19 protein-coding genes are annotated in these 21,342 nt (G+C 32.3%); 8 read left to right on the top strand and 11 right to left on the bottom strand.

What is annotated here, in order from left to right; translation table 11 throughout:
• Positions 1-61: 61 nt before the first annotated feature.
• Complete coding sequence (locus AABM47_RS04265; RefSeq protein ID WP_338409688.1) at positions 62-250, top strand: DUF4372 domain-containing protein; 189 nt, start codon at positions 62-64, stop codon at positions 248-250.
• Between the two features lie 243 nt (positions 251-493).
• Positions 494-1,264 (top strand): IS4 family transposase, encoded by a 771-nt coding sequence (locus AABM47_RS04260; RefSeq protein WP_338409687.1) that lies wholly within the window; start codon positions 494-496, stop codon positions 1,262-1,264.
• Positions 1,265-1,486: 222 nt separating this feature from the next.
• Here AABM47_RS04260 and AABM47_RS04255 read toward each other — a convergent pair whose 3' ends face one another.
• Together AABM47_RS04255 and AABM47_RS04250 are read right to left on the bottom strand one after the other, a co-directional pair.
• Positions 1,487-3,073 (bottom strand): S8 family peptidase, encoded by a 1,587-nt coding sequence (locus tag AABM47_RS04255; protein ID WP_338409686.1) that lies wholly within the window; start codon positions 3,071-3,073, stop codon positions 1,487-1,489.
• 39 nt (positions 3,074-3,112) lie between these two features.
• Complete coding sequence (locus tag AABM47_RS04250) at positions 3,113-3,970, bottom strand: MBL fold metallo-hydrolase (RefSeq protein WP_338409685.1); 858 nt, start codon at positions 3,968-3,970, stop codon at positions 3,113-3,115.
• Between the two features lie 235 nt (positions 3,971-4,205).
• On the opposite strand from AABM47_RS04250, the gene AABM47_RS04245 reads away from it, so the two are divergent.
• From AABM47_RS04245 to sufD, 5 genes are all read left to right on the top strand, one after another.
• Positions 4,206-4,535: an iron-sulfur cluster assembly accessory protein gene (locus AABM47_RS04245; protein ID WP_338409684.1), complete on the top strand. Its 330-nt coding sequence runs from the start codon at positions 4,206-4,208 to the stop codon at positions 4,533-4,535.
• 15 nt (positions 4,536-4,550) lie between these two features.
• Positions 4,551-5,999, top strand: coding sequence for a Fe-S cluster assembly protein SufB (gene sufB / locus AABM47_RS04240; RefSeq protein WP_338409683.1), 1,449 nt, complete (start codon positions 4,551-4,553; stop codon positions 5,997-5,999).
• A gap of 53 nt (positions 6,000-6,052) precedes the next feature.
• Complete coding sequence (locus AABM47_RS04235) at positions 6,053-7,024, top strand: S8 family serine peptidase (RefSeq protein WP_338409682.1); 972 nt, start codon at positions 6,053-6,055, stop codon at positions 7,022-7,024.
• 9 nt (positions 7,025-7,033) lie between these two features.
• Positions 7,034-7,783, top strand: coding sequence for a Fe-S cluster assembly ATPase SufC (gene sufC, locus AABM47_RS04230; protein ID WP_338409681.1), 750 nt, complete (start codon positions 7,034-7,036; stop codon positions 7,781-7,783).
• Between the two features lie 75 nt (positions 7,784-7,858).
• Positions 7,859-9,175, top strand: coding sequence for a Fe-S cluster assembly protein SufD (gene sufD, locus AABM47_RS04225; protein ID WP_338409680.1), 1,317 nt, complete (start codon positions 7,859-7,861; stop codon positions 9,173-9,175).
• Positions 9,176-9,194: 19 nt separating this feature from the next.
• Here sufD and AABM47_RS04220 read toward each other — a convergent pair whose 3' ends face one another.
• From AABM47_RS04220 to AABM47_RS04205, 4 genes are all read right to left on the bottom strand, one after another.
• Entirely contained in the window at positions 9,195-9,638 is a 444-nt protein-coding gene (locus tag AABM47_RS04220; RefSeq protein WP_338409679.1) for a GNAT family N-acetyltransferase, read from the bottom strand.
• A gap of 62 nt (positions 9,639-9,700) precedes the next feature.
• Entirely contained in the window at positions 9,701-10,675 is a 975-nt protein-coding gene (locus AABM47_RS04215) for a DUF4837 family protein (RefSeq protein WP_338409678.1), read from the bottom strand.
• A 21-nt stretch (positions 10,676-10,696) separates the two neighbouring features.
• Positions 10,697-12,187 (bottom strand): transglycosylase SLT domain-containing protein, encoded by a 1,491-nt coding sequence (locus tag AABM47_RS04210; protein ID WP_338409677.1) that lies wholly within the window; start codon positions 12,185-12,187, stop codon positions 10,697-10,699.
• Positions 12,188-12,251: 64 nt separating this feature from the next.
• A complete protein-coding gene (locus tag AABM47_RS04205) occupies positions 12,252-13,439 on the bottom strand; it encodes a phosphoglycerate kinase (protein WP_338409676.1) in 1,188 nt (395 codons plus the stop codon).
• Between the two features lie 137 nt (positions 13,440-13,576).
• On the opposite strand from AABM47_RS04205, the gene AABM47_RS04200 reads away from it, so the two are divergent.
• The gene (locus AABM47_RS04200; protein ID WP_338409675.1) at positions 13,577-14,719 is read left to right on the top strand and encodes a DNA polymerase III subunit delta'; all 1,143 of its coding nucleotides are present in this window, start codon (positions 13,577-13,579) and stop codon (positions 14,717-14,719) included.
• A gap of 41 nt (positions 14,720-14,760) precedes the next feature.
• Here AABM47_RS04200 and AABM47_RS04195 read toward each other — a convergent pair whose 3' ends face one another.
• The 5 genes from AABM47_RS04195 to ybeY all read right to left on the bottom strand — a co-directional run bounded on the left by AABM47_RS04195 (position 14,761) and on the right by ybeY (position 21,291).
• Positions 14,761-17,037 carry a helix-turn-helix domain-containing protein gene (locus AABM47_RS04195; protein ID WP_338409674.1) on the bottom strand — a complete coding sequence of 759 codons (2,277 nt, stop codon included), beginning with the start codon at positions 17,035-17,037 and terminating at the stop codon, positions 14,761-14,763.
• Between the two features lie 97 nt (positions 17,038-17,134).
• Positions 17,135-17,701: an OmpH family outer membrane protein gene (locus AABM47_RS04190; RefSeq protein WP_338409673.1), complete on the bottom strand. Its 567-nt coding sequence runs from the start codon at positions 17,699-17,701 to the stop codon at positions 17,135-17,137.
• 278 nt (positions 17,702-17,979) lie between these two features.
• Positions 17,980-18,828: a class I SAM-dependent methyltransferase gene (locus AABM47_RS04185; RefSeq protein ID WP_338409672.1), complete on the bottom strand. Its 849-nt coding sequence runs from the start codon at positions 18,826-18,828 to the stop codon at positions 17,980-17,982.
• A gap of 123 nt (positions 18,829-18,951) precedes the next feature.
• Positions 18,952-20,829, bottom strand: a complete 1,878-nt coding sequence (gene mnmG / locus AABM47_RS04180; protein WP_338409671.1) for a tRNA uridine-5-carboxymethylaminomethyl(34) synthesis enzyme MnmG — start codon at positions 20,827-20,829, stop codon at positions 18,952-18,954.
• 42 nt (positions 20,830-20,871) lie between these two features.
• Complete coding sequence (gene ybeY / locus AABM47_RS04175; protein WP_338409670.1) at positions 20,872-21,291, bottom strand: rRNA maturation RNase YbeY; 420 nt, start codon at positions 21,289-21,291, stop codon at positions 20,872-20,874.
• Between the last annotated feature and the right edge of the window lie 51 nt (positions 21,292-21,342).

The raw sequence follows: 21,342 nt of genomic DNA, 5'->3' as shown, positions 1-21,342 counted from the left end.
GTAATTATTTTTCTAGTAAATCTGTTTTACTCAAATTTTTATTTAAAGTTCGGTTTTCGAGATTGCTTCGCAGTTCGGACAGCTGATTTCTTTAATTGATGATAAAATAGTGAAAGATGCGGTCAAAAAGAATGATTCTGACAGATATGTAAAGCGTTTTAAGACAAAAGACCACTTGATAAGTATGCTATTCTGTTCGTTTGCTAAGTGTAATTCACTTCGAGAAGTTTCTGGAGCAATGCTTGGCTAGTTTGGAAAAACAGAAAGTTTTCAGTTGAGTCCATATTCCAAACCGAAGTGCTTTATCCGATGCTAACAAGAAAAGAAACGTAGCATTTTTTAAAGATATTTACAATAAACTCTTGCAAGAGTATGGTTCGGTTTTGTCGGACAGCCAAATTGTTTCGTCTGTTCGCTACTGCTCGGGTCAAGATGTTATAAAAAAAAAGGTTAAGATTTTTGATAGTACAGCAATTAGCTTATTTAAGGACATTTGAGTTGCGTTGGAAGAAAAACAAAAGAAGTAAAGAGTAAAGACGGAATTAAAGTTCATACAGTAATCAATGCCGATGAAAAAGATCCAAGTTTAGACTGGTTTAGCCCAGCCATTACAAATGATCATAACTTTTTAAAGAAGTTAAAATGTGATGATGATACTGTCTATGTTTTTGACAAAGGATACAATTATTACAAGGCTTTCAAGTATTTTACAGACAATAAAACAGGATTTGTAACCCGAATAAAAGACAATGCGGTTTATGAAGAATTAGAAATTAAAGAAGTTTCTGAAAACATTCATAGTGGCGTTTTACAAGATGAAATTATTGAAATTGAGGTTAAAGAAGGCAAAATAATATCAAAGTTAAAAGTTAGAAAAGTAAAATTTTATGACCGAGAAAACAAAAGAGAATTTGAATTTATCACCAATTTGTTTGAGCTAAGGGCAGGTTTAATAGCTGCTTTATATAAAATAAGATGGCAAATCGAGTTGCTTTTCAAGCAGCTCAAACAAAATTTTCCGTTGAGATATTTTTTAGGAGACAACGATAATGCCATTAAAATACAGATATATTGTGTTTTGATAGTCAATTTACTAATAGCCGTAATAAAAAAGAAGTTAAAAAGAAGTTGGGCCTTTTCAAACTTGGTTAGTTTTTGTAAAATCCATCTTTTCAATTATATTCAATTGATGAAGTTTTTAGAAAACCCAGAAAAAGACTGGATTATTGATAAAGCTGAAATAGAACAATTGTCATTTTTTTGAAGCCTGTTTTTTATAAATAACACAAAATAAAAATTAAGTGACTGAATAACAATTAGATAAAAAACAAAAACAGGCATTTTTATTTTTTATCGGACATTAATGGTTTTTTATGGACTTAATAAGTTGTATAAATAAAAACCACAAAGAATAAACAAATTCTTTGTGGTTTGTTCATATAATAGTTTGCTTTAAGTTAATTGTACAAAACAAACGTGATATAGTTTACATTTTTGAAGCCATCAATAAAGCATTGTATGCGTTTACTATTCTTCCTGATTTAGAAATTTCAGCAAAGTTTGCTTCGTGTTGATCTTCTCCAGCTAAAACAGCATTTTTTAATGGTGTTCCACTTTCAATGATAATTTGTTTTACTTGAGCTGCCGATAATTTTGGATAATATGAACGAATTAAAGCAGCTACTCCAGCAACGTTTGGCGAAGCCATTGATGTTCCTTGTAAGTATCTGTATTTGTTATTTGGAACGCTAGCATAAATTTGCATTCCTGGAGCAAAAACATCAACATTCTTTTTTCCATAGTTAGAAAAAGGAGCAACCATATTGTTACTATAAGTTGCGTTTAACGCCCCAATAATTAAAACATTGTTCGATACTTCTGGAGCACCATCATAAGAATCACTTGGATATTTATTTACAACATCTAAATCTTTAGCATCGTTACCCGCTGCAAAAATTACTAATACATCTTTTTTGGCAGCATATTTTAAAGCATCTTGAACCCATTCTTTTTGTGGCGAAAAATATTTTCCAAAAGAACCGTTAATTACTTTAGCACCGTTATCAACCGCATAACGAATGCCTAATGCAATATCTTTGTCATATTCATCTCCGTTAGGAACGGCTCTAACGGCCATAATTTTAACTAAGTTTGCAACACCGTCTCCACCAAGACCATTTCCTCTTACTTGAGCAACGATTCCGGCAACGTGAGTTCCGTGTAATGCTTCTTCTGCGTCTGGACCCACAACATTGTTGTTGCCATATTTAGTGTCATTGATGTCGTATGGATTGTCGCCAACTATAGATCTACCATCAAAATCTACACTATAATTGTAGCTCAATTGATCGTTTACTTGTTTAATACCTCCTTTTAATCTTTCATCAAATGCTGCTTTATCTTGACGAGCTAAAATATTACTAAACATGGCTTTATATTGCAATAAAGCTGCGTCTTCGGTTGTCATTGCTTTTACATCTGCAAGTGTAAAGTTTGTGTTTTTTAACTCTTCTTCTAAAGCTTTTTCAGCCTTAATAATCATATCTATTTGGTTTTTTTGACCATTAATACCTTCTAGTTCTGCGTCTAAGGCGGCTTTTGCTTTTATATAATCTGGAGCACTTGGCCCGATTTTAACGATACGTGCCATTTCTAACTGTTCGTTAACAGCATCTCCCAAAAAATTCCAACCGTGAATATCGTCAATGTAACCGTTTTTATCATCATCAATTCCGTTACCTGCAATTTCTTTTGGATTTGTCCAAATCACCGCTTTTAAATCTTCATGATTAATATCTACACCCGAATCTACAATACCTACAATAACTTTTTTACCTTTTTTACCTTGAAGTAATTCAGCATAAGCTTTATCAACACTCATTCCTGGAACAGAGTCTTTAACTAAGTCTAAGTGGCTCCAGCGTTTTAAGTCATTTTCTGAAAGTTTAGTCGTTTTACTTAGAACGGTGTCTATATTTTCAATAGGAGTAGAAATTATTTTTGAAGTTCCGCCACAACTAGCTAAAATAAGCGCTAAAGCAGCAGTGGCATAAAATGGTTTTAATGTTCTCATTATTTTTGAAATTTATTTGTTTTGTTAGGTAGTTAAAAATTAAAATATGGCTTGACAAGTTAGAATTTCTTTTAATCGAATTCCTTTTTCTGTTTGTTCTACAGTAATTATTTCATTATGTGCATCGTGCTCCAAAAGTAGTAAAAAGTTTTTTTCTGCAGCCATTTCTAGAAAAACCTTTTTTTCATCAAGGGTTATTAGGGGTCTTGTGTCATATCCCATAACATAGGGTAAAGGTATATGACCTGCAGTTGGCAATAAATCAGCTGTAAAGCATATGATGTTTCCTTTATAATTTATCATAGGAATCATTTGTTTTTCGGTATGACCGTCGGCAAAAAATATTCCAAAACCCAATTCCGATTTGTCAAGAAAAACCTGTTCTGTTCTGGTGATAAAGTTCAATTGCCCACTTTCTTGAATTGGCAGTATGTTTTCATGTAAAAACGATGCTTTTTCACGATTATTAGGCTTTGTTGCCCAGTTCCAATGCTTTTCATTGGTCCAATATTTGGCGTTTTTAAAGGCTAATTCATAACCTGTTCTGTCTTTATTCCATAGTACGCTTCCGCCGCAGTGATCAAAATGCAAGTGCGTCATAAAAACATCGGTTATGTCGTCTCTATGAAAACCATATTTAGCTAGCGAACTATCTATAGAGTGATTTCCCCAAAGCGAATAATAACTAAAAAACTTGTCGGATTGCTTGTTGCCCATTCCGGTATCAATCAAAATTAATCTTTTTCCTTCTTCAATTAAAAGGCAACGCGCAGCAATGTCGATTAAGTTGTTCGAATCGGCGGGGTTCGTTTTATTCCAAAGTGTTTTTGGAACAACTCCAAACATGGCACCGCCGTCTAATTTAAAATTACCGGATTCTATAGGGTATAAGTTCATGATTACTATTTTAATGCAATTTACATAAAAAACGAATAATATCTTTTGAATTTTTAAGTATAAATTAGACTTATACATGTATGCGTTATAAATATGTTATAATTTATTGAAAAAAGATTGAAATACTATACCTTTGTAATCTGTTTAGACAAAATCTAAATAACAAAAATGGTGTTAACGGCCTTTAAAATTGGGTTTTCTTAGGTCGTAACACGTTAATTTGATAAAAAAAATCATGATAAAAGTTTCTGACACAGCAAGTAAAAAAATAGTAGAAATGATGCAAAGCGACGGTTTTGAAGCTGCTCAAGATTTTGTTCGAGTAGGTGTAAAAAGCGGGGGGTGTTCTGGCTTGTCATACGAATTGACGTTTGACAAAGTAATAGGAGAAAACGATAAAGTTTTTGAAGACAATAATATAAAAATTGCCGTTGAAAAAAAGAGTTTTCTTTATTTAGCTGGAACAATATTAGAGTTTTCTGGAGGCTTAAATGGTAAAGGCTTTGTGTTTAATAATCCAAATGCTCAAAGAACATGTGGATGCGGAGAAAGTTTTTCTTTATAAATCAAAAAATAAATTATGTCAAAATATACCGAAGACGACTTAAAAGTCGAATTAGAAAATAAAGAATACGAATATGGCTTTTACACAGAGTTAGATGCAGAAACGTTTCCTGTTGGTCTAAATGAAGATATTGTTCGTGCCATTTCAAAAAAGAAGGAAGAACCTCAATGGATGACCGATTGGCGTTTAGAGGCGTTTGGTGCCTGGAAAAAAATGATAGAGCCTGAGTGGGCAAATGTACATTATACAAAGCCAGATTTTCAAGCTATTTCGTATTATTCTGCGCCAAAAAAAGCAGATCCAAATAAAACATTAGATGATGTAGATCCCGAATTATTAGCTATGTATAAAAAGCTAGGCATATCGGTTGATGAACAAAAAATGATGAATAATGTGGCAATGGATATAGTTATTGACAGTGTTTCAGTGGCTACAACATTCAAAAAAACGTTGAGCGAAAAAGGAATTATTTTTATGAGTATTTCGGAGGCCATAAAAGAACATCCTGAATTAGTAAGAAAATATTTGGGAACTGTTGTTCCTCAAAAAGACAATTTTTATGCTGCACTAAATTCAGCTGTTTTTTCTGACGGTAGTTTTTGTTATATTCCTAAAGGTGTTCGTTGTCCAATGGAGTTATCCACTTATTTTAGAATCAACCAAGCCGGAACAGGACAATTTGAAAGAACACTTTTAATAGCTGATGAAGGTAGTTATGTTTCATACTTAGAAGGATGTACTGCGCCCAGTAGAGATGAAAACCAACTACATGCGGCAGTTGTAGAGTTAATAGCATTAGATAATGCTGAAATAAAATATTCAACCGTTCAAAACTGGTATCCTGGAAATTCTGAAGGAAAAGGGGGCGTTTATAATTTTGTTACTAAAAGAGGGTTGTGTGAAAAAAAGGCAAAAATATCTTGGACACAAGTAGAAACAGGATCTGCTATTACTTGGAAATATCCATCCGTAATCTTAAAAGGTGATGATTCTATTGGTGAATTTTACTCCATAGCAGTTACCAATAATTACCAGCAAGCCGATACGGGTACAAAAATGATTCACTTGGGCAAAAACACTAAGTCTACTATAATTTCAAAAGGTATTTCTGCAGGAAAATCTCAAAACAGTTATAGAGGATTGGTGCAAATAAGTGCTCGAGCGGAAAATGCACGTAATTTTTCGCAGTGTGACAGTCTCTTAATGGGAAATGAATGTGGTGCGCATACGTTTCCTTATATAGAAAGTAAAAACACAACATCCATTATAGAACACGAAGCTACAACTTCAAAAATTGGAGAAGATCAGGTTTTTTATTGCAACCAGCGTGGTATTCCTACGGAAAAAGCAATCGCATTAATAGTAAATGGTTTTAGTAAAGAGGTATTGAATAAGTTGCCGATGGAGTTTGCTGTCGAGGCTCAAAAATTATTAGAAATAAGTTTAGAAGGAAGTGTTGGTTAAACAGCACGTATTTAGAAAAACAGCATTGTGTAACCTATAATAAATAGGGCTTTATGAATAATTTTTTATATTATATAACCGTTATAACATCTTTTTTTTATATCCAAAACATCTATTCTCAAGATAAAATAAGAATAGGCGTTTGGGAAAAATTCGATGCCCTTTCGCTACCAGAATCAACTGTTTATAAAAACGATAAAGAGATAAAAAACAATGAAGATGATGATAAGAACGGTTATGTTGATGATATAATTGGGATAGGTTTTGATGAAAATGAAACCATTATAACTGAACGGTTTGAAGCAACATTTCAAAACAGTAAAAAATATGATCATGGAACTGCTGTAGCCTCTATTATTGCAAAAAACAACCAGAATGTATTGATTTTAGGCGTTGGGTTTGAGCCAACAACAACTAGATTGACAGCAACTTATTTATACCTTACGGTAAAAGAACGTTTGAGGGGTTTTAAAGCCGAATTAAAAAAAATGGATTATTTTGTTCAAGAATCACTTTTGTATTTTGCTAAAAATAAGGTTCAAATTGTAAACATCAGTTGGGGATTAGACTTGGATTATTTTGCTTCAATAAACAAAAATTTAGGAAATAATGATAAAGAAATTAGAGAAAACTCGCATAAATGGTTAATTCACTTTAGAGAAGTTTTAGAAAAAAACATGAAAAAATATCCTAAAATAATATTTGTGATTGCTGCCGGAAATGAAGGCCAAAACTGCGAAAAAGCTTATGATGTTCCTGCATTAATTTCATTACCCAATACTATCGTTGTGGGCGCCAATTCAATAAAAGGTGAAAGATGGGAGTATTCCAATTATGGTGAAACTGTAGATGTTTATGCGCCTGGTGAAAATATTAAATACCAAATTGCTTTAAAAAGATGGTCTTCGGGCAGTGGCACCTCTGTTGCCGCACCTTATGTTACTAAGCTGATCGCTAAAAAACTAAGCGATGGAAGATCGTTTTTAGAAATTAAAAAAGAATTAAAAAAAATTAAAAATTTATAAAATTAAAACATGTTATCAATAAAAAATTTACACGCTTCAATTGAAGATAAAGAAATATTAAGAGGGATTAATTTGGAGGTAAACGCAGGAGAAGTTCATGCTATTATGGGGCCAAACGGTGCTGGTAAAAGCACCTTAGCCTCTATCATTGCAGGTAATGATAGCTATGAGGTTACCGAAGGACAAATCCTGTTAGAAAACGAAGACATATCAGAATTAGCAACCGAAGAGCGCGCGCACAAAGGTGTTTTCTTGTCTTTTCAATATCCAGTTGAAATACCCGGAGTATCGGTTACCAACTTTATGCGAACCGCAATAAATGAGTCACGCAAAGCTAAAGGCCTAGAAGATATGCCTGCAAACGAAATGTTAAAACTAATTCGCGAAAAATCTGAGTTATTAGAAATTGATCGTAAATTTTTGTCACGTTCTTTAAACGAAGGTTTTTCGGGTGGAGAAAAAAAACGTAATGAAATTTTTCAAATGGCTATGTTAGAACCTAAATTGGCTATTTTAGACGAAACAGATTCAGGTTTAGATATTGATGCCTTGCGAATTGTGGCTAATGGAGTAAATAAATTGAAAAGTCAAAATAATGCGGTAGTTGTAATTACTCATTATCAAAGATTATTAGAATATATTGTTCCTGATTTTGTTCATGTATTGATGAATGGAAAAATTGTAAAATCAGGGGGCAAAGAGCTGGCTTTAGAGTTAGAAGAAAAAGGATATGACTGGATTAAAAACGAGTTAAATTAAACATGTTTGTTGTTTATCGTTTCTGGTTCTTCGGAACCATAAACAAAAAACCATAAACCATAAACAAAATAAAAAATGGATTTAAAAGAAAAATTAGTTTCGTCATTTATGGCATTTGAAGAAAGAGTAGACACATCTTCTTCTTTACATACCTTGCGAACAAACGCTATAAAAACCTTTGAACACAAAGGTTTCCCTTCAAAAAAAGAAGAGTCTTGGAAATATACATCGCTAAATGCAATTTTAAAAACCGACTTTTCTGTATTCCCAAAACAAGAAAATTCATTGGGTTTTGCAGATGTAAAAAAATATTTTTTACATGAAGTTGACACCTATAAAGTCGTTTTTATTGATGGCAAATTTAGTTCGTTCTTGTCAGAAACGACACATGAAGGAATAGATGTTTGCACCATGTCTTCTGCCTTAAATAAGTCAAAGTACAAGTTGATTATTGATGAATATTTTAATAATATTGCCAGTAAAGACGAAAGTTTAACCTCTTTAAATACTGCTTTCGCTCAAGAAGGTGCCTATATTAATATTCCGAAAAATAAAATTGCGGATAAGCCTGTTGAAATTATTTATTTTTCTACAGGAATAGAGGACGCCCTTATGGTTCAGCCTCGAAATTTAATAATTGTTGGTGAAAATGCTCATGTTCAAATTATTGAAAGACATCAAAGCTTGAACTCAAATCCTGTTTTAACAAATTCAGTTACTGAAGTTTATGCTTTAAAAAGAGCCCATGTTGATTATTATAAGCTTCAAAACGACAACTTAAACGCGAACTTAATTGACAACACTTTTATTGCTCAAAAACAAGAAAGTAATGCCTGCGTTCATACGTTTTCATTTGGTGGAAATTTAACGCGTAACAACTTAAATTTTTATCATCAAGGAGAGCATATAGATAGCACGTTGAAAGGGATTACAATTATTGGTGAAAATCAACATGTGGATCATTACACTTTGGTGCAGCATGCTACTCCAAATTGTGAAAGCCATCAAAATTATAAAACTATAATTGGAGATCGTGCAACAGGTGTGTTTAATGGAAAAATATTTGTTGAAAAAGAGGCACAAAAAACAAATGCATTTCAACAAAATAATAATATTTTGCTAAGTGACAAAGCCACTATTAATGCAAAACCGCAATTGGAAATTTTTGCAGATGATGTAAAATGTTCTCATGGCTGTACTATTGGACAGTTGGATGAAAACGCAATGTTTTATATGCAACAAAGGGGTATTCCTAAAAAAGAAGCACGAGCATTATTAATGTTTGCGTTTTGTAATGAAGCAATAGAAAGCATTAAAATTCCGGAATTAAAACATAGAATTACGAAAATTATTGCTTCAAAATTAGAAGTAAAGTTGGGGTTTGATTTGTAAATAAACACATGCGCTCAATCTATTTTCTCTTCATTTGAATATGTGGAATGTCATCTTCTAAGTACAACTCACTGGTTTGTTCAAATTGGTGGGTTTCATAGAATTTTTTTAAATATTCTTGAGCTGAAATGGTTATTGCTGTTGTTTTGTATTCGTCGTCAATTGCTTTTATAGAAGCCTTAATCAATTCGTGTCCCCATTTTTTAGCTCTAACTTTAGAACTCACCACCACTCGACCAATTGATGCTTCGTCAAAATAATAACCTTTGTTAAAAATTCTTGTATACGCTACAATTTTGTTTTCAAAAAAGCCTAAAACATGTAATGCTTTTTCGTCTTTGCCGTCAAGGTCTTGATAGACGCAGTTTTGCTCTACCACAAAGACCTCAGATCGCAATTGAAGTAAATTATATAGTTCTAGAACAGAAAGTTCGTTAAAACGCTTTATTTTAAATGTTAGCATGGGGTTGGTTTAGCATCACGAAATTATGGGCTGATTGGTTTACAATGTTGAAAAAAGCTAAATTAATCAATAATTTTTGCTGAGTTTATGATGGCTTCTAATTCAAACATATGGTCTCTTTTTGCTTTTGAGGGTAAATATGTAAAACCTTCTATTATTAAATAACGATTGTTTGTCGTGTCTTTAATAGCATAATTAATAAATGGTCCTGCCATAAAATCGTTTTTAAGTTCCCAGGTTCCTTTGGTTAAAAATGCTGGTTTGTTGTCTAGGGTTGTCGTAAATAAATAAGGCGCATAAGCTTCTTCAGTTATCATCCAAGTATTGTCAAGCATTCCATGCACATTTGCTTTTCCTATAGAGTCCCTTATACTAATTATGTTTTGAACAATCTCGTTTTGGTTTTCAATTCTGTTAATTGGCACTTCATATACCAAAATACTGTTATAACCCGATTGGTATTCTTTTCGAAGCCAAATAAACTTATCGTTTATGGTTTCATAATTATAGCCATAACCTATATTCATTGTAACGCCAAACCTATTTTTAATGTTTTTATCATTAACTAATGCTTTTTTCATTCGTTTTTGATTTTCAAGTATTTCGCCCTTTCTAATAGTCTGTATTATTTGGGATGCTTTATTTTCTATAATGTTTAATACATCATTGGTTGTTTTGCCAGATATATAAAACACATTTTGTGGCGCAGCATATTGATCTTTTGAAGCACCAAAACCGGTTTTATCTGTTTTTTGAACTACAATTATGTTTCTGCCTTTTTTTACAAAACCATCAAATATTTTGGTAGGGTATTGATTGATGTTAAAAGTAGGCTCTTCTTGTGGCAATCCGTCTACGGGTGCTGCTAGTTTTTTTCTTAATGAATCTCCTATTTGACCATTCCACATTACTTCATCTATGAAAACAGAAACGTTATTAATATTTCCTGATGAATCTGACAGGCCTTTAACGTTTGGCTCATCTTTACAAGATGTTAGTAAAAAAGCTGTAAACAATAGTAATATAAAGTTTTTCATATTCGTTTTTTTGATCATATTTTAACCATTTAATTTCAATTTCATTCCGGGCTTAATATTGTTCCCACTAATACCGTTCCATTTTTTAATATCATCTGCAGAAACCCCTGGAATTTTTTTTGCAATGGAATAAAAAGAGTCTCCTTGTCTAACCGTGTATGTAGATAAACTATAGGCTGTGTCGGTATTTGATTCTGCTTTTTTTGAGCTGTAAAGCATTAATTTTTTTCCGGATTGTATTTGAGCTGTTTTTAAATTATTCCATTTTTTTAAATTTGCAACGCTTATGTTGTATCTATCCGAAATCAAGCCTAAATTTTCTCCTCTTTTCACAGTGTGATACACGAGTTTGTTGTTGGGCTCATCAATGTCTTTTTCACCAGAAAATTCAACAACTTGTTCGTCTTCATTTTTAACATAATCAATGTACTCGTATACTTTGTCTTCGTTAGAAACAAACAAGCCTATTTTATCTTTTGGAAGTCTCAAAAAATGCCCTTTTTCTTTTGTAAATGGAATAATTTGTAATTTATATATGGGATTTAAAAAGGCTATTTGTTCTTCGGGAATATCAAATAAATCTGATATTTGTTTAAAACTCATTTGTCTTTTAACCATTAAGGTGTCTGTTTCAAAATAAGTGATTTTAGCTTTTTGTGGCTTAATCCCTAATTCTTTTTTATATTCATATATATACATAGTTGCCAAAAAAGCAGGAACATAATTAGCGGTTTCTCTGGGTAAATGTTTTCTAATGTTCCAAAAATTTTGACTCCCCCCTGATCGCCTAATAGCTTTAGATACGTTACCTGGACCAGCATTATAAGATGCAAGAACCAAACTCCAATCGCCAAAAATTTTATATAAACTTGATAAATATTGACAAGCGGCTTCGGTTGCCTTTAGGGGGTCGTAGCGTTCGTCTACATATGAATTTACTTCAAGGTTAAATTGTTTACCTGTTGTGTACATAAATTGCCATAATCCTGAAGCTCCAACTCTGCTTTTTGCTTGTGGGTTTAAGGCCGATTCGACAATGGCTAAATATTTTATTTCTAGGGGCACATCATATTTTGCAAGGTATTCTTCAAACATTGGAAAATAATATTCCGATATGGCCATTAATCGTTCGAAGCTGGCTGTTCTGTTTTTTAAAAATTTTTTGATTACATTTTCTAAAGACGTATTATATGCAATGTTAAAAGGTGATTTTGCGTCTAATAGTTTTAAATTTTCTTTAAAAAGATCTGTTGACATTTCATAAGAAACCGTTTCGTCTATGTTTAATTCAGAAACATCAGCATACATTTCTTCAAAAAGCTCTTGATTGCTTAGTTCTTCCATCCATCTTCCGTCAATACAGTTACTGGTACTATGGTCTACAAATGACGCTTTTGTGTTTTCCAAACTAGGCACCTGTTCTAAAAACGCTAATTGCAGCGTGTCTTGTTGGCTTTCCTGGGCAAAAGACATAAATGGAATAAGAATTAAGAATAGTTTTTTAAAATTCATGTATGCGTTTTATTATATGTTGTAATAAGTAAGAAGTCTCTAAAAATTAAATTATCGCAAGTTATTAATTAAGAATTGCTTGAATACCTGGTAAAGTTCTTCCTTCTAACATTTCTAGCATAGCGCCTCCGCCTGTTGAAACATAGCTAACTTCGTTTTCAAGACCAAATTGTTTTACTGCCGAAACTGAATCGCCACCACCAACTAAAGAAAAGGCACCGTCTTTTGTTGATTGTGCTATATATTCGCCTACTTTAATTGTTCCATTTGCAAAAGTTGGCATTTCAAAAACACCTACGGGTCCGTTCCAAAGAATTGTTTTTGATTTTAAAACTACCTCCTTAAAAAGCTCAAGTGATTTGGGTCCAGCGTCTAAACCTTGCCATCCTTCAGGAATTTGGGTAACATCTAAAACTTGAGTATTAGCATCATTAGAAAAATTATCTGCCGCAACAACATCAACAGGAAGGTGAATTTGCACTCCTTTTTCTTTAGCTTGTTTTAAAATTTCTAAGGCCAATTCCATCTTGTCGTCTTCACATATTGAGTTTCCAATAGAGCCTCCTAAGGCTTTAACAAATGTAAACGTCATTCCGCCACCTATAATCATATGGTCTACTTTGTCTAAAATGTTTTCAATTATTGTAATTTTTGAAGAAACTTTTGAGCCTCCTAAAATTGCGGTAACCGGTTTTTTTGATTCATGAAGAACTTTATTGATGCTTTCAATTTCCTTAGCTAACAATAAACCGAAAAATTTGTTTTCTGGAAAATAATTAGCAATAATTGTTGTTGATGCGTGTGCTCTATGCGCTGTGCCAAATGCATCATTAACATAAATATCGCCAAGGTTAGCTAGTTTTTTTGCAAAATCTGCATCTCCTTCTTCTTCTTCTTTATAAAAACGAAGATTTTCCAACAACAAGATCTGATTTGGCTTAAGGTTGTTTGCTTTTGTTTGAGCTTCTTCGCCAATGCAGTCGTTTGCAAAATGTATTTCTTGGCCTAAAACCTCAGTAACTTTACTTAAAATATGATTTAAAGAGTATTTTTCTTCAACTCCTTTGGGCCTTCCTAAGTGAGACATTAGAATTACGCTCCCTCCGTCTTTTAATATTTTATCAATCGTTGGTTTAGCCGCTTCTATTCTTGTGGCATCTGTAACGTTAAAGTTTTGATCTAAAGGAACGTTGAAATCTACTCTAATTATAGCTTTTTTACCCTTAAAGTCTATATTATTTATTGTTTTCATTAAATATCTTTTTTACAAATATATTTAATAATTTGGAAGTAAGTAAATAAAAAAGAGTTATGGTTTTATTAAATGTATTAAATTTGTTTGCATTAAGTGCTTATTGCTGGTGTGTAACTTTTATAAAATAGATTATTTTGTTTGAAAACGTTGTTGGTAACCAAAAAACGATAGATTATTTAACCTCAAGTGTTGACGATAATCGACTTGCACATGCACAGTTATTTGTTGGGCCAGAAGGAATCGGTTTGTTAGAAATTGCTATTTCATATGCTAAATATATTTTATGTAAAGATAAAAATAGTGAAAGCGCTGATTATAAAAATTGTCAAATTAAAGTTAATGAATGTTCTCATCCTGATGTTCATTATGCTTTTCCTGTTGTTACTACTGAAACCGTAAAAAGCAAGCCCGTTAGTAATAATTTTTTAAAACAATGGAAAGAGTTTATTCGGCTTTATCCATTTGGCAGTCTAAACGATTGGTATACACATTTAGGTGTAGAAAAAAAACAAGGCCAAATAGGGGTTGATGAGTCGTTAGAAATTGTAAAAAAATTATCATTAAAGTCTTATGAGGGTGGTTATAAAATTATGATTATTTGGATGGCAGATAAAATGAACACTGCTACAGCAAATAAAATTCTTAAAATTTTAGAAGAACCCCCTCAAAAAACTGTTTTTATATTGATTACAGAAAAAGCAGAAGATATTATTTCGACTATTACCTCACGATGTCAGCTTGTTGAATTTAAAAAACCAGAACAAAAAGAAATTGAAGCCCTTTTAATTGATCGCTATGGTGTATCTGAATCACTATCAAAAAGACATGCTCATTTGTCTCAAGGAGATGTTAACAAAGCTATAAAGTTGTCTGAGAATTTAAATGATGACGCCATTTTTGAAGAGTGGTTTGTGAAGTGGGTGCGTTCTGCTTTTAGAGCTAAAGGCAGCGCTTCAGCCGTTTTAGATTTGATTGCATGGAGCGAAGAAGTGGCAAGTTATGGAAGAGAGGTTCAAAAACAATTTTTACATTATTGTATTGCCTTTTTTAGACAGGCTTTACTACAAAACTATACCGCTAAAGACTTGGTTTATTTAAATGAAGGCTTAAAAGAGTTTCAATTGGATAAATTTGCTCCCTTTGTAAATGGAGGTAATATAAATGAAATTTTTAAAGAAATTTCTGATGCTATTTATCATATTGAACGCAACGGCAATGGAAAAATTATTTTAACCGATTTATCTATAAAATTGACGCGATTGATACATAAAAAGTAGGGGGTTAGTTTTAAAATAGCTTATAAACCTCAATGATTTTTTTACTTTTTTGTTTTATTTATCGACGCTTTATACATTTTTAACTCTTCCCAAGTAAGTGTGTCGCCTACAGTTTGTTTTAATTCTGCAACGTTTTCTCCATTATAGTCTTTAAATAACTCTTTTAATTGATTGATTTTTTCTTTTGAAATTATGTCGTTAATTGATAAATAATCTTGTTCGACCAACTTTGTAAAGTGTCCAAAAATTGTGCCTTCGGTTAGTTTTCGACGAATTGCGATTTCTAAAATTGTGGCATTTTCTTTCCACATTTCAAATGTGATTTCTATCGTTGGCTTTTTACTTTCCTTTGGTTTTTTTTCTTTTGGTTCGTAATATGACAGATCTTGATCTGCTTCAAAAACACCAGGTGTTGGATTGTTTAGTTCGCGTATTTGTCTAATTTTGTTGTTTTTATAGGATAAAATTTCATCCGAAATAAGATTATTTTTAGATATTTCTTTGCCAGATGCTACCATTTGTATTAGCAACTTAGCTTTCATTAAACGCCGAATGGCTTTGGTTTGAGAATCCTCTAAATCATTTAACTCGTCATAAAATTGTTTTACTTTTTTTATGCGTTTAATTTCATCTATTTTAAGTAAAAGTTCATATACAAGACGATCTAAGTCTGTATAAAAATAATTATACGCCGCATTAAACCTTTCATTTATATAATTTATATCAAAAGGCTCTTTAGAAAACAAACTTCTTAATTGACTGATGAATTTTTGAGATGGCACGGCTAAATTATCTATCTTATTAGATTGATTTTCAGCCCATTTAGCATATTTAGCTTTAGGTGATTTAGGGGCTTCTTCTTTATAGCTGAAGCGATGACTTCTCCATTCTTGAGACAAGTCTTTCCAATCAAAAGTGGCTTGTAAATAGTTAAATAAATAATTTTTAGTTTCTTGTTCTAAAGATTTTTGAATGTATTCTTCACTTGCTTTTTGTTCCGCATAAAGCATTACATCCGAATCGTTTGAAAGACCATTCATTTGAATAGGAGCAAGCAAAATTAAACCTTTTAGAGAACGCAGACGAGAAAGGGCAACATAAGCTTGTCCGGGTTGAAAAACTTGTGAAACATCTAAGGCCGCTTTGTCAAATGTTAATCCTTGGCTTTTGTGAACCGTAATTGCCCAGGCTAATTTAATAGGGTAGTGGGTAAAGGTTCCTAAAACTTCCTCTTCAATTTCTTTGGTGTTTGAATTTACTTTATATCTAATGTTTTGCCATTCATAGGCTTCTACTTCAATGGTTTTGTTTTCGTCGGAAAAATAAACCATTATTTCTTTAGCAGATAAGTGCTTAATGATGCCCATTTTACCATTAAAATAATTTTTTTCTAAGGACAAATCATTTTTAATAAACATGATTTGGGCACCTAATTTGAGCTCTAAATGTTCATCAACAGGAAATATTTTATTTGGAAATTCATCTATAATTTGAGATTTATACGTAAATAATTTTCCGTCCAATTCGGCAAGAGCCTCTGTATTTATAGTGTCTGCCTTATTGTTGTGGGTGGTTAATGTTATAAAGCCTGGGTTGTTTTTAAAATCAAAATTAGGCTTTACAAATTTATTTAGAATTGTTAAATCGTCTTTCGTTATTGTATTATTTCTTAGGTTATTAAGCACCTCAATAAATTCATTGTCGGTTTGACGGTAAATTTTATCTAATTCAATATATAAAGGTGGATTTTGCTGAATGACGTGCGAATGAAAAAAAAATTTCCCTTTGTAATATTTTCGTAGAACAGTCCATTCTTCTGGCTTAACTATTGGCGGTAGTTGAAGTAAGTCGCCAATGAATAATACTTGTGCTCCGCCAAAAGCTTGCTTGTTTCTTCGAACAGATTGCATCATAAAATCAATGGCATCGAGTAAATCGGCACGAAGCATGCTGACCTCGTCAATGACAAGAAGATCAATGTTTCTAATCACATTTCTTTTAATAGCGCTCATTTTAAAGTGCCTTGAAAGTGTGCTTTTTGACTCAAATTTCACATAATCTGTAACATATGGTGCAATTGTGTCTGGAATGAAACCTCCAAAAGGGAGTTGAAAAAGAGAGTGAATGGTAACGCCACCAGCGTTTAAAGCCGCGATACCTGTAGGGGCAACAACGGCTGTGTTTTTGTGTGTTGTTTTTATGATTTCTTTAAGAAGAGTGGTTTTGCCTGTTCCCGCTTTTCCTGTTAAAAAAACAGATTTATTGGTTTGGTTGATAAACTTTAGTGTGTAGGTTGCAACAGCTGATAATGAATTCATTTTGGCTTATATTTTAAAGGATAAAAATATAAAATTTTTACAATTAAAAAGCCTCATTACATAAATAATGAGGCTTAATTAAGTTTTTAAGAAACTATTATTTTTTTTCTTCTGCTGCTTTTAATACTTCTTTTTTATCAAGTGTTTTATAATTTGCATTTAAAAGTTTAACCAACTCTTCTGTAATATCATATTTGTCTTTTGCGTATAAAACGGTAACCGTACTTCCTGTTCCATAAACATAATCATAACTCTTAGTTTTTCCGTAGTCTTTAATAAATGTTTTTATTTCGGTTACTAACGAATCCATTTCAACACCACTTTCTCTTTGTAGTTCTTGAGACATTGATTGTTGTTTTGTGTTTAGTTTTTGTTCTCTTTCTTGAAATTCAAATCCTTTTTGTTGAGCCCATTGTGGTCCTTTGGCCTGCGCTTGTCTTTGAGCGTTGGCATAGTCTTGTTGAAATTTTTTAGCCTCTGTTTCTAATTCACGACCCATTTCTTCAGATTTAATTTTATACTTGTTTTCTAAATCTGTTGCTTTTTGATATTTTTCCATCAATTTGTCGGTATCAACATAAGCTGTTTTAAAATCTTCTTTAACATCTTGCTTGTTACATGACAAGACTAGCAATCCCAAAGCAACACATAATAATTTTTTCATTTGTAAATATTTTTTTAAGTTTTCATAAAATCGTTAATTTATAAGCAAACGAACTCATAATTGTAAATTTTAGATTTTGGTAAAAGTAATCAATTGACTAAAGTAATGCAAGTACTAATTTTAATGGCATAATTAAATTCTATTAAATAAAGCTTAACCATAGTCTTTTTTTATTTTAAAGAAGGCTCTTTTGTTTGTTTTGTTTTAAAAACTTTATTTTTCTTCACAATCTTATTGTTTTGTTTTTTGCGTGGCTAAAAAAGGCTTTAAAATCGTTTTTAAATGTTTTTTATGATGTAAATGTGTGAAGAATACTCTTTTTTTATTATTCCTGAACAATTTGAAATAAATCCTATTAAAAAGCCTTTTATAAAATTCATTTTTCCGGTTTTATATTTTTCAGAAAGAAGACACACATAAAAACTATCAAACCACATGGGTTTTACTTTAACTAATTTTAAATTTTCTTTTTCAACTAATTTTTGAATGCTGATTTTAGAAAAATGCCATAAATGTCTAGGTACGTCAAAAGCTGCCCAAAAAGATTTATAATATTTGGCGTCAAATGACTTATAATTAGGAACTGCAATAATTATTGTTCCGTTTGGCTTTAAAAGTCTTTTTAGTGTTTTTATTTGGTGTTTTAAATTTGGGACATGCTCTAAAACATGCCACATAGTTATTACATCAAACGTGTTGTTTTCTAAATCTTCTAAAGACTTAGCAAAACGAACCCCTTTTGAAAGAGATATTTTTTTTGCTTTTTCGTTAGGCTCAACTCCTAAGGTGTTCCAGCCTGATGCTTTTGCTTGTATTAAAAAATCACCTGTTCCGGCACCTATGTCTAATAAGCTTCCTTTGCTTGGGTTTTGTTTTGAAAGTAATGAAACCTTTTTTTTAAGTGCATTAACCTTTACTAAATGGTATAGTTTTTCAAACAGTGTTCTTTTTGAATCGGTATGGGAAATATAATCCTCGCTTTCATAGTAAGAAGGAAGGGTTTCAAAAGAAGGTTGCGGGTGTGTTTTTAAAAGCTGCAACTGATCATCTAAAAGCAAATCAAATGATTCTTTTGAAACGGAATGATCTAATACTTTTATAAAAATAGTGTTTGTGTAAAAATTCATGTTTAATATTAAAAAACGTGTGTAAATATAGTAAACTTAATGATTTTTAAATATGTTTCACGTGAAACAATTGATTAAACATTAACGCCATTTGATTTAAAACATCGTAAAAAGAAAAAACAGTTATCGCCCCATATAAATTAACAATACTGAAATGTCACTTGGAGAAACACCGCTTATTCTTGAAGCTTGTGCAATTGTTTTTGGGCGAATTTTATTGAATTTCATTTTTGCTTCTGTAGAAATTGATTTAATTTTATTGAAATCAAAGTTGTCTGGAATAATTGCATCTTCGAGTCTATTTAATTTGTCTGCATGCAAACGTTCTTTTTCAATATAGCCCGAATATTTAACATCAATTTCGGCTTGTTCAATTATTTCGTGATCTAGTTCATGCTCTTGTATGTAATCAGAGACTTTTTTAAATTTTAGGATATCCTCTAAATCAATTTGAGGACGTGAAAAAACTTTAAACATTTTGTCTGATTGAGACATAAGGCTAGATCCTTTTTCTTCTAAAATAACGTTTGCTTCTTTTGGCAAAACACTCGTTTCTTTAAAAAATTGGACCATCGCATTTGATTTAGAAAACTTTTTTTCCATTCGAATCAATCGCTCTTCAGAAGCTAAACCTAAATCAAAGCCTTTAGGCGTCAATCTTGAGTCGGCATTATCTTGTCGCAATAAAGTTCTGTATTCTGCTCGAGAAGTAAACATGCGATAAGGCTCTTCGGTTCCTTTTGTAATTAGGTCGTCTATAAGCACTCCTATATAAGCTTCGTTTCTTTTTAAAATAAACGCTTCGCGTTCTTGTACCTTAAGTGCGGCATTTATACCTGCCATCAACCCTTGAGACGCAGCTTCTTCATAACCTGTTGTTCCATTTATTTGACCAGCAAAAAACAAACCATCTACCAGTTTAGTTTCTAATGTGTGTTTTAATTGTGTAGGAGGGAAGTAGTCGTATTCAATTGCATAGCCAGGCCTAAAGAATTTAACTTTTTCAAAACCTACAACAGAACGTAAAGCTTTAAATTGTATGTCTTCTGGCAAGGATGTAGAAAAACCGTTCACATAAACCTCTACTGTATTCCAGCCTTCTGGCTCAACAAACAATTGATGTCGGTCTTTGTCGGCAAAACGATTAATTTTGTCCTCAATTGATGGACAATATCTTGGCCCTACACTTTTTATTCTACCATTAAACATTGGACTTCTATCAAAACCCTCACGTAAAACATCATGAACCTGATTAGAAGTATAAGTCATGTGACACGATTTTTGATGTGACAAGGGTTTTATTTTTTCTAAATAAGAAAACTTATGAGGTATAAGATCACCTGGCTGTTCTGCCATTTTAGAGTAATCCAAAGAGCGACCGTCTACTCGAGGAGGCGTGCCTGTTTTCATTCTTCCTGCTTCAAAACCTACTTGTATCAAATCTTCTGTAATTCCAAATGAGGCGCTTTCACCTGCGCGACCACCGCCAAATTGTTTTTCTCCAATATGAATTAAACCGTTTAAAAAAGTGCCATTAGTAAGCACAACAGTCTTTGCTTTAATTTCTAAACCTAAAGATGTTTTGATTCCGATTACTACATGGTTTTCAATCAACAAGCCCGAAACCATTTCTTGATAAAAATCAAGATTTGGAGTTTGCTCTAGCATCAAACGCCATTCTTCTGCAAAACGCATTCGATCACTTTGAACCCTTGGAGACCACATTGCAGGTCCTTTTGATTTGTTTAGCATTTTAAATTGAATTGCGGTTTTATCAGAAACAATTCCCGAATAACCGCCTAAAGCGTCAATTTCTCTAACTATTTGTCCTTTTGCAATTCCGCCCATGGCAGGATTGCAAGACATTTGTGCTATATTTTGAAGGTTCATTGTGACCAGCAATGTAGAGCAGCCCATGTTTGCTGCCGCTGCTGCTGCCTCTGAGCCTGCGTGACCAGCCCCAACTACTATAACGTCGTATTTTTCTTGAAATATACTCATTGTTCCACGTGAAACGTTTAATTAATAAATTTGATGAAAAAATTACTGTTCCACGTGGAACAGCGCAATTTTCTCTTCTTCTTTTTGGCGCATGATTATAATGTCATTGTCGCCTTTGTCTTTGTAGCCGCAGTAGTGCAAAACTCCATGGGCCATTACCCGTTTTAATTCGTTATCAAACGAAACGTTGAAAGTAACTGCGTTTTCTATAACGCGTTCAACTGAAATAAAAACATCTCCTTGAATTAAAGTGTTAATTGAATAATCAAAACTAATGACGTCGGTTAAGGTGTCGTGATCAAGGTGCTCAATATTGAGCTTTAATAAATAGTCATCGTCACAAAAAATATAGTTTATTTCGCCAACTTCATTTTCTTCAGATGTAATAATTTTCGAAATCCAATCTGAAAAGAGCCTTTCGTTATCTAAGCTGAAATCGTTTTCGTAATTAAAGGTTATCATTGTTTAATGAAATATTGATTAACTTTTGTTTTGTAATTTTTTTGCAAAGGT

Origin of the sequence: uncultured Flavobacterium sp., assembly GCF_963925415.1 — a bacterium.
Taxonomy (GTDB): Bacteria; Bacteroidota; Bacteroidia; order Flavobacteriales; family Flavobacteriaceae; genus Flavobacterium.
The sequence above is the reverse complement of the archived record's forward strand: the minus strand, read 5'-3'. Positions and strand labels throughout refer to the sequence as shown.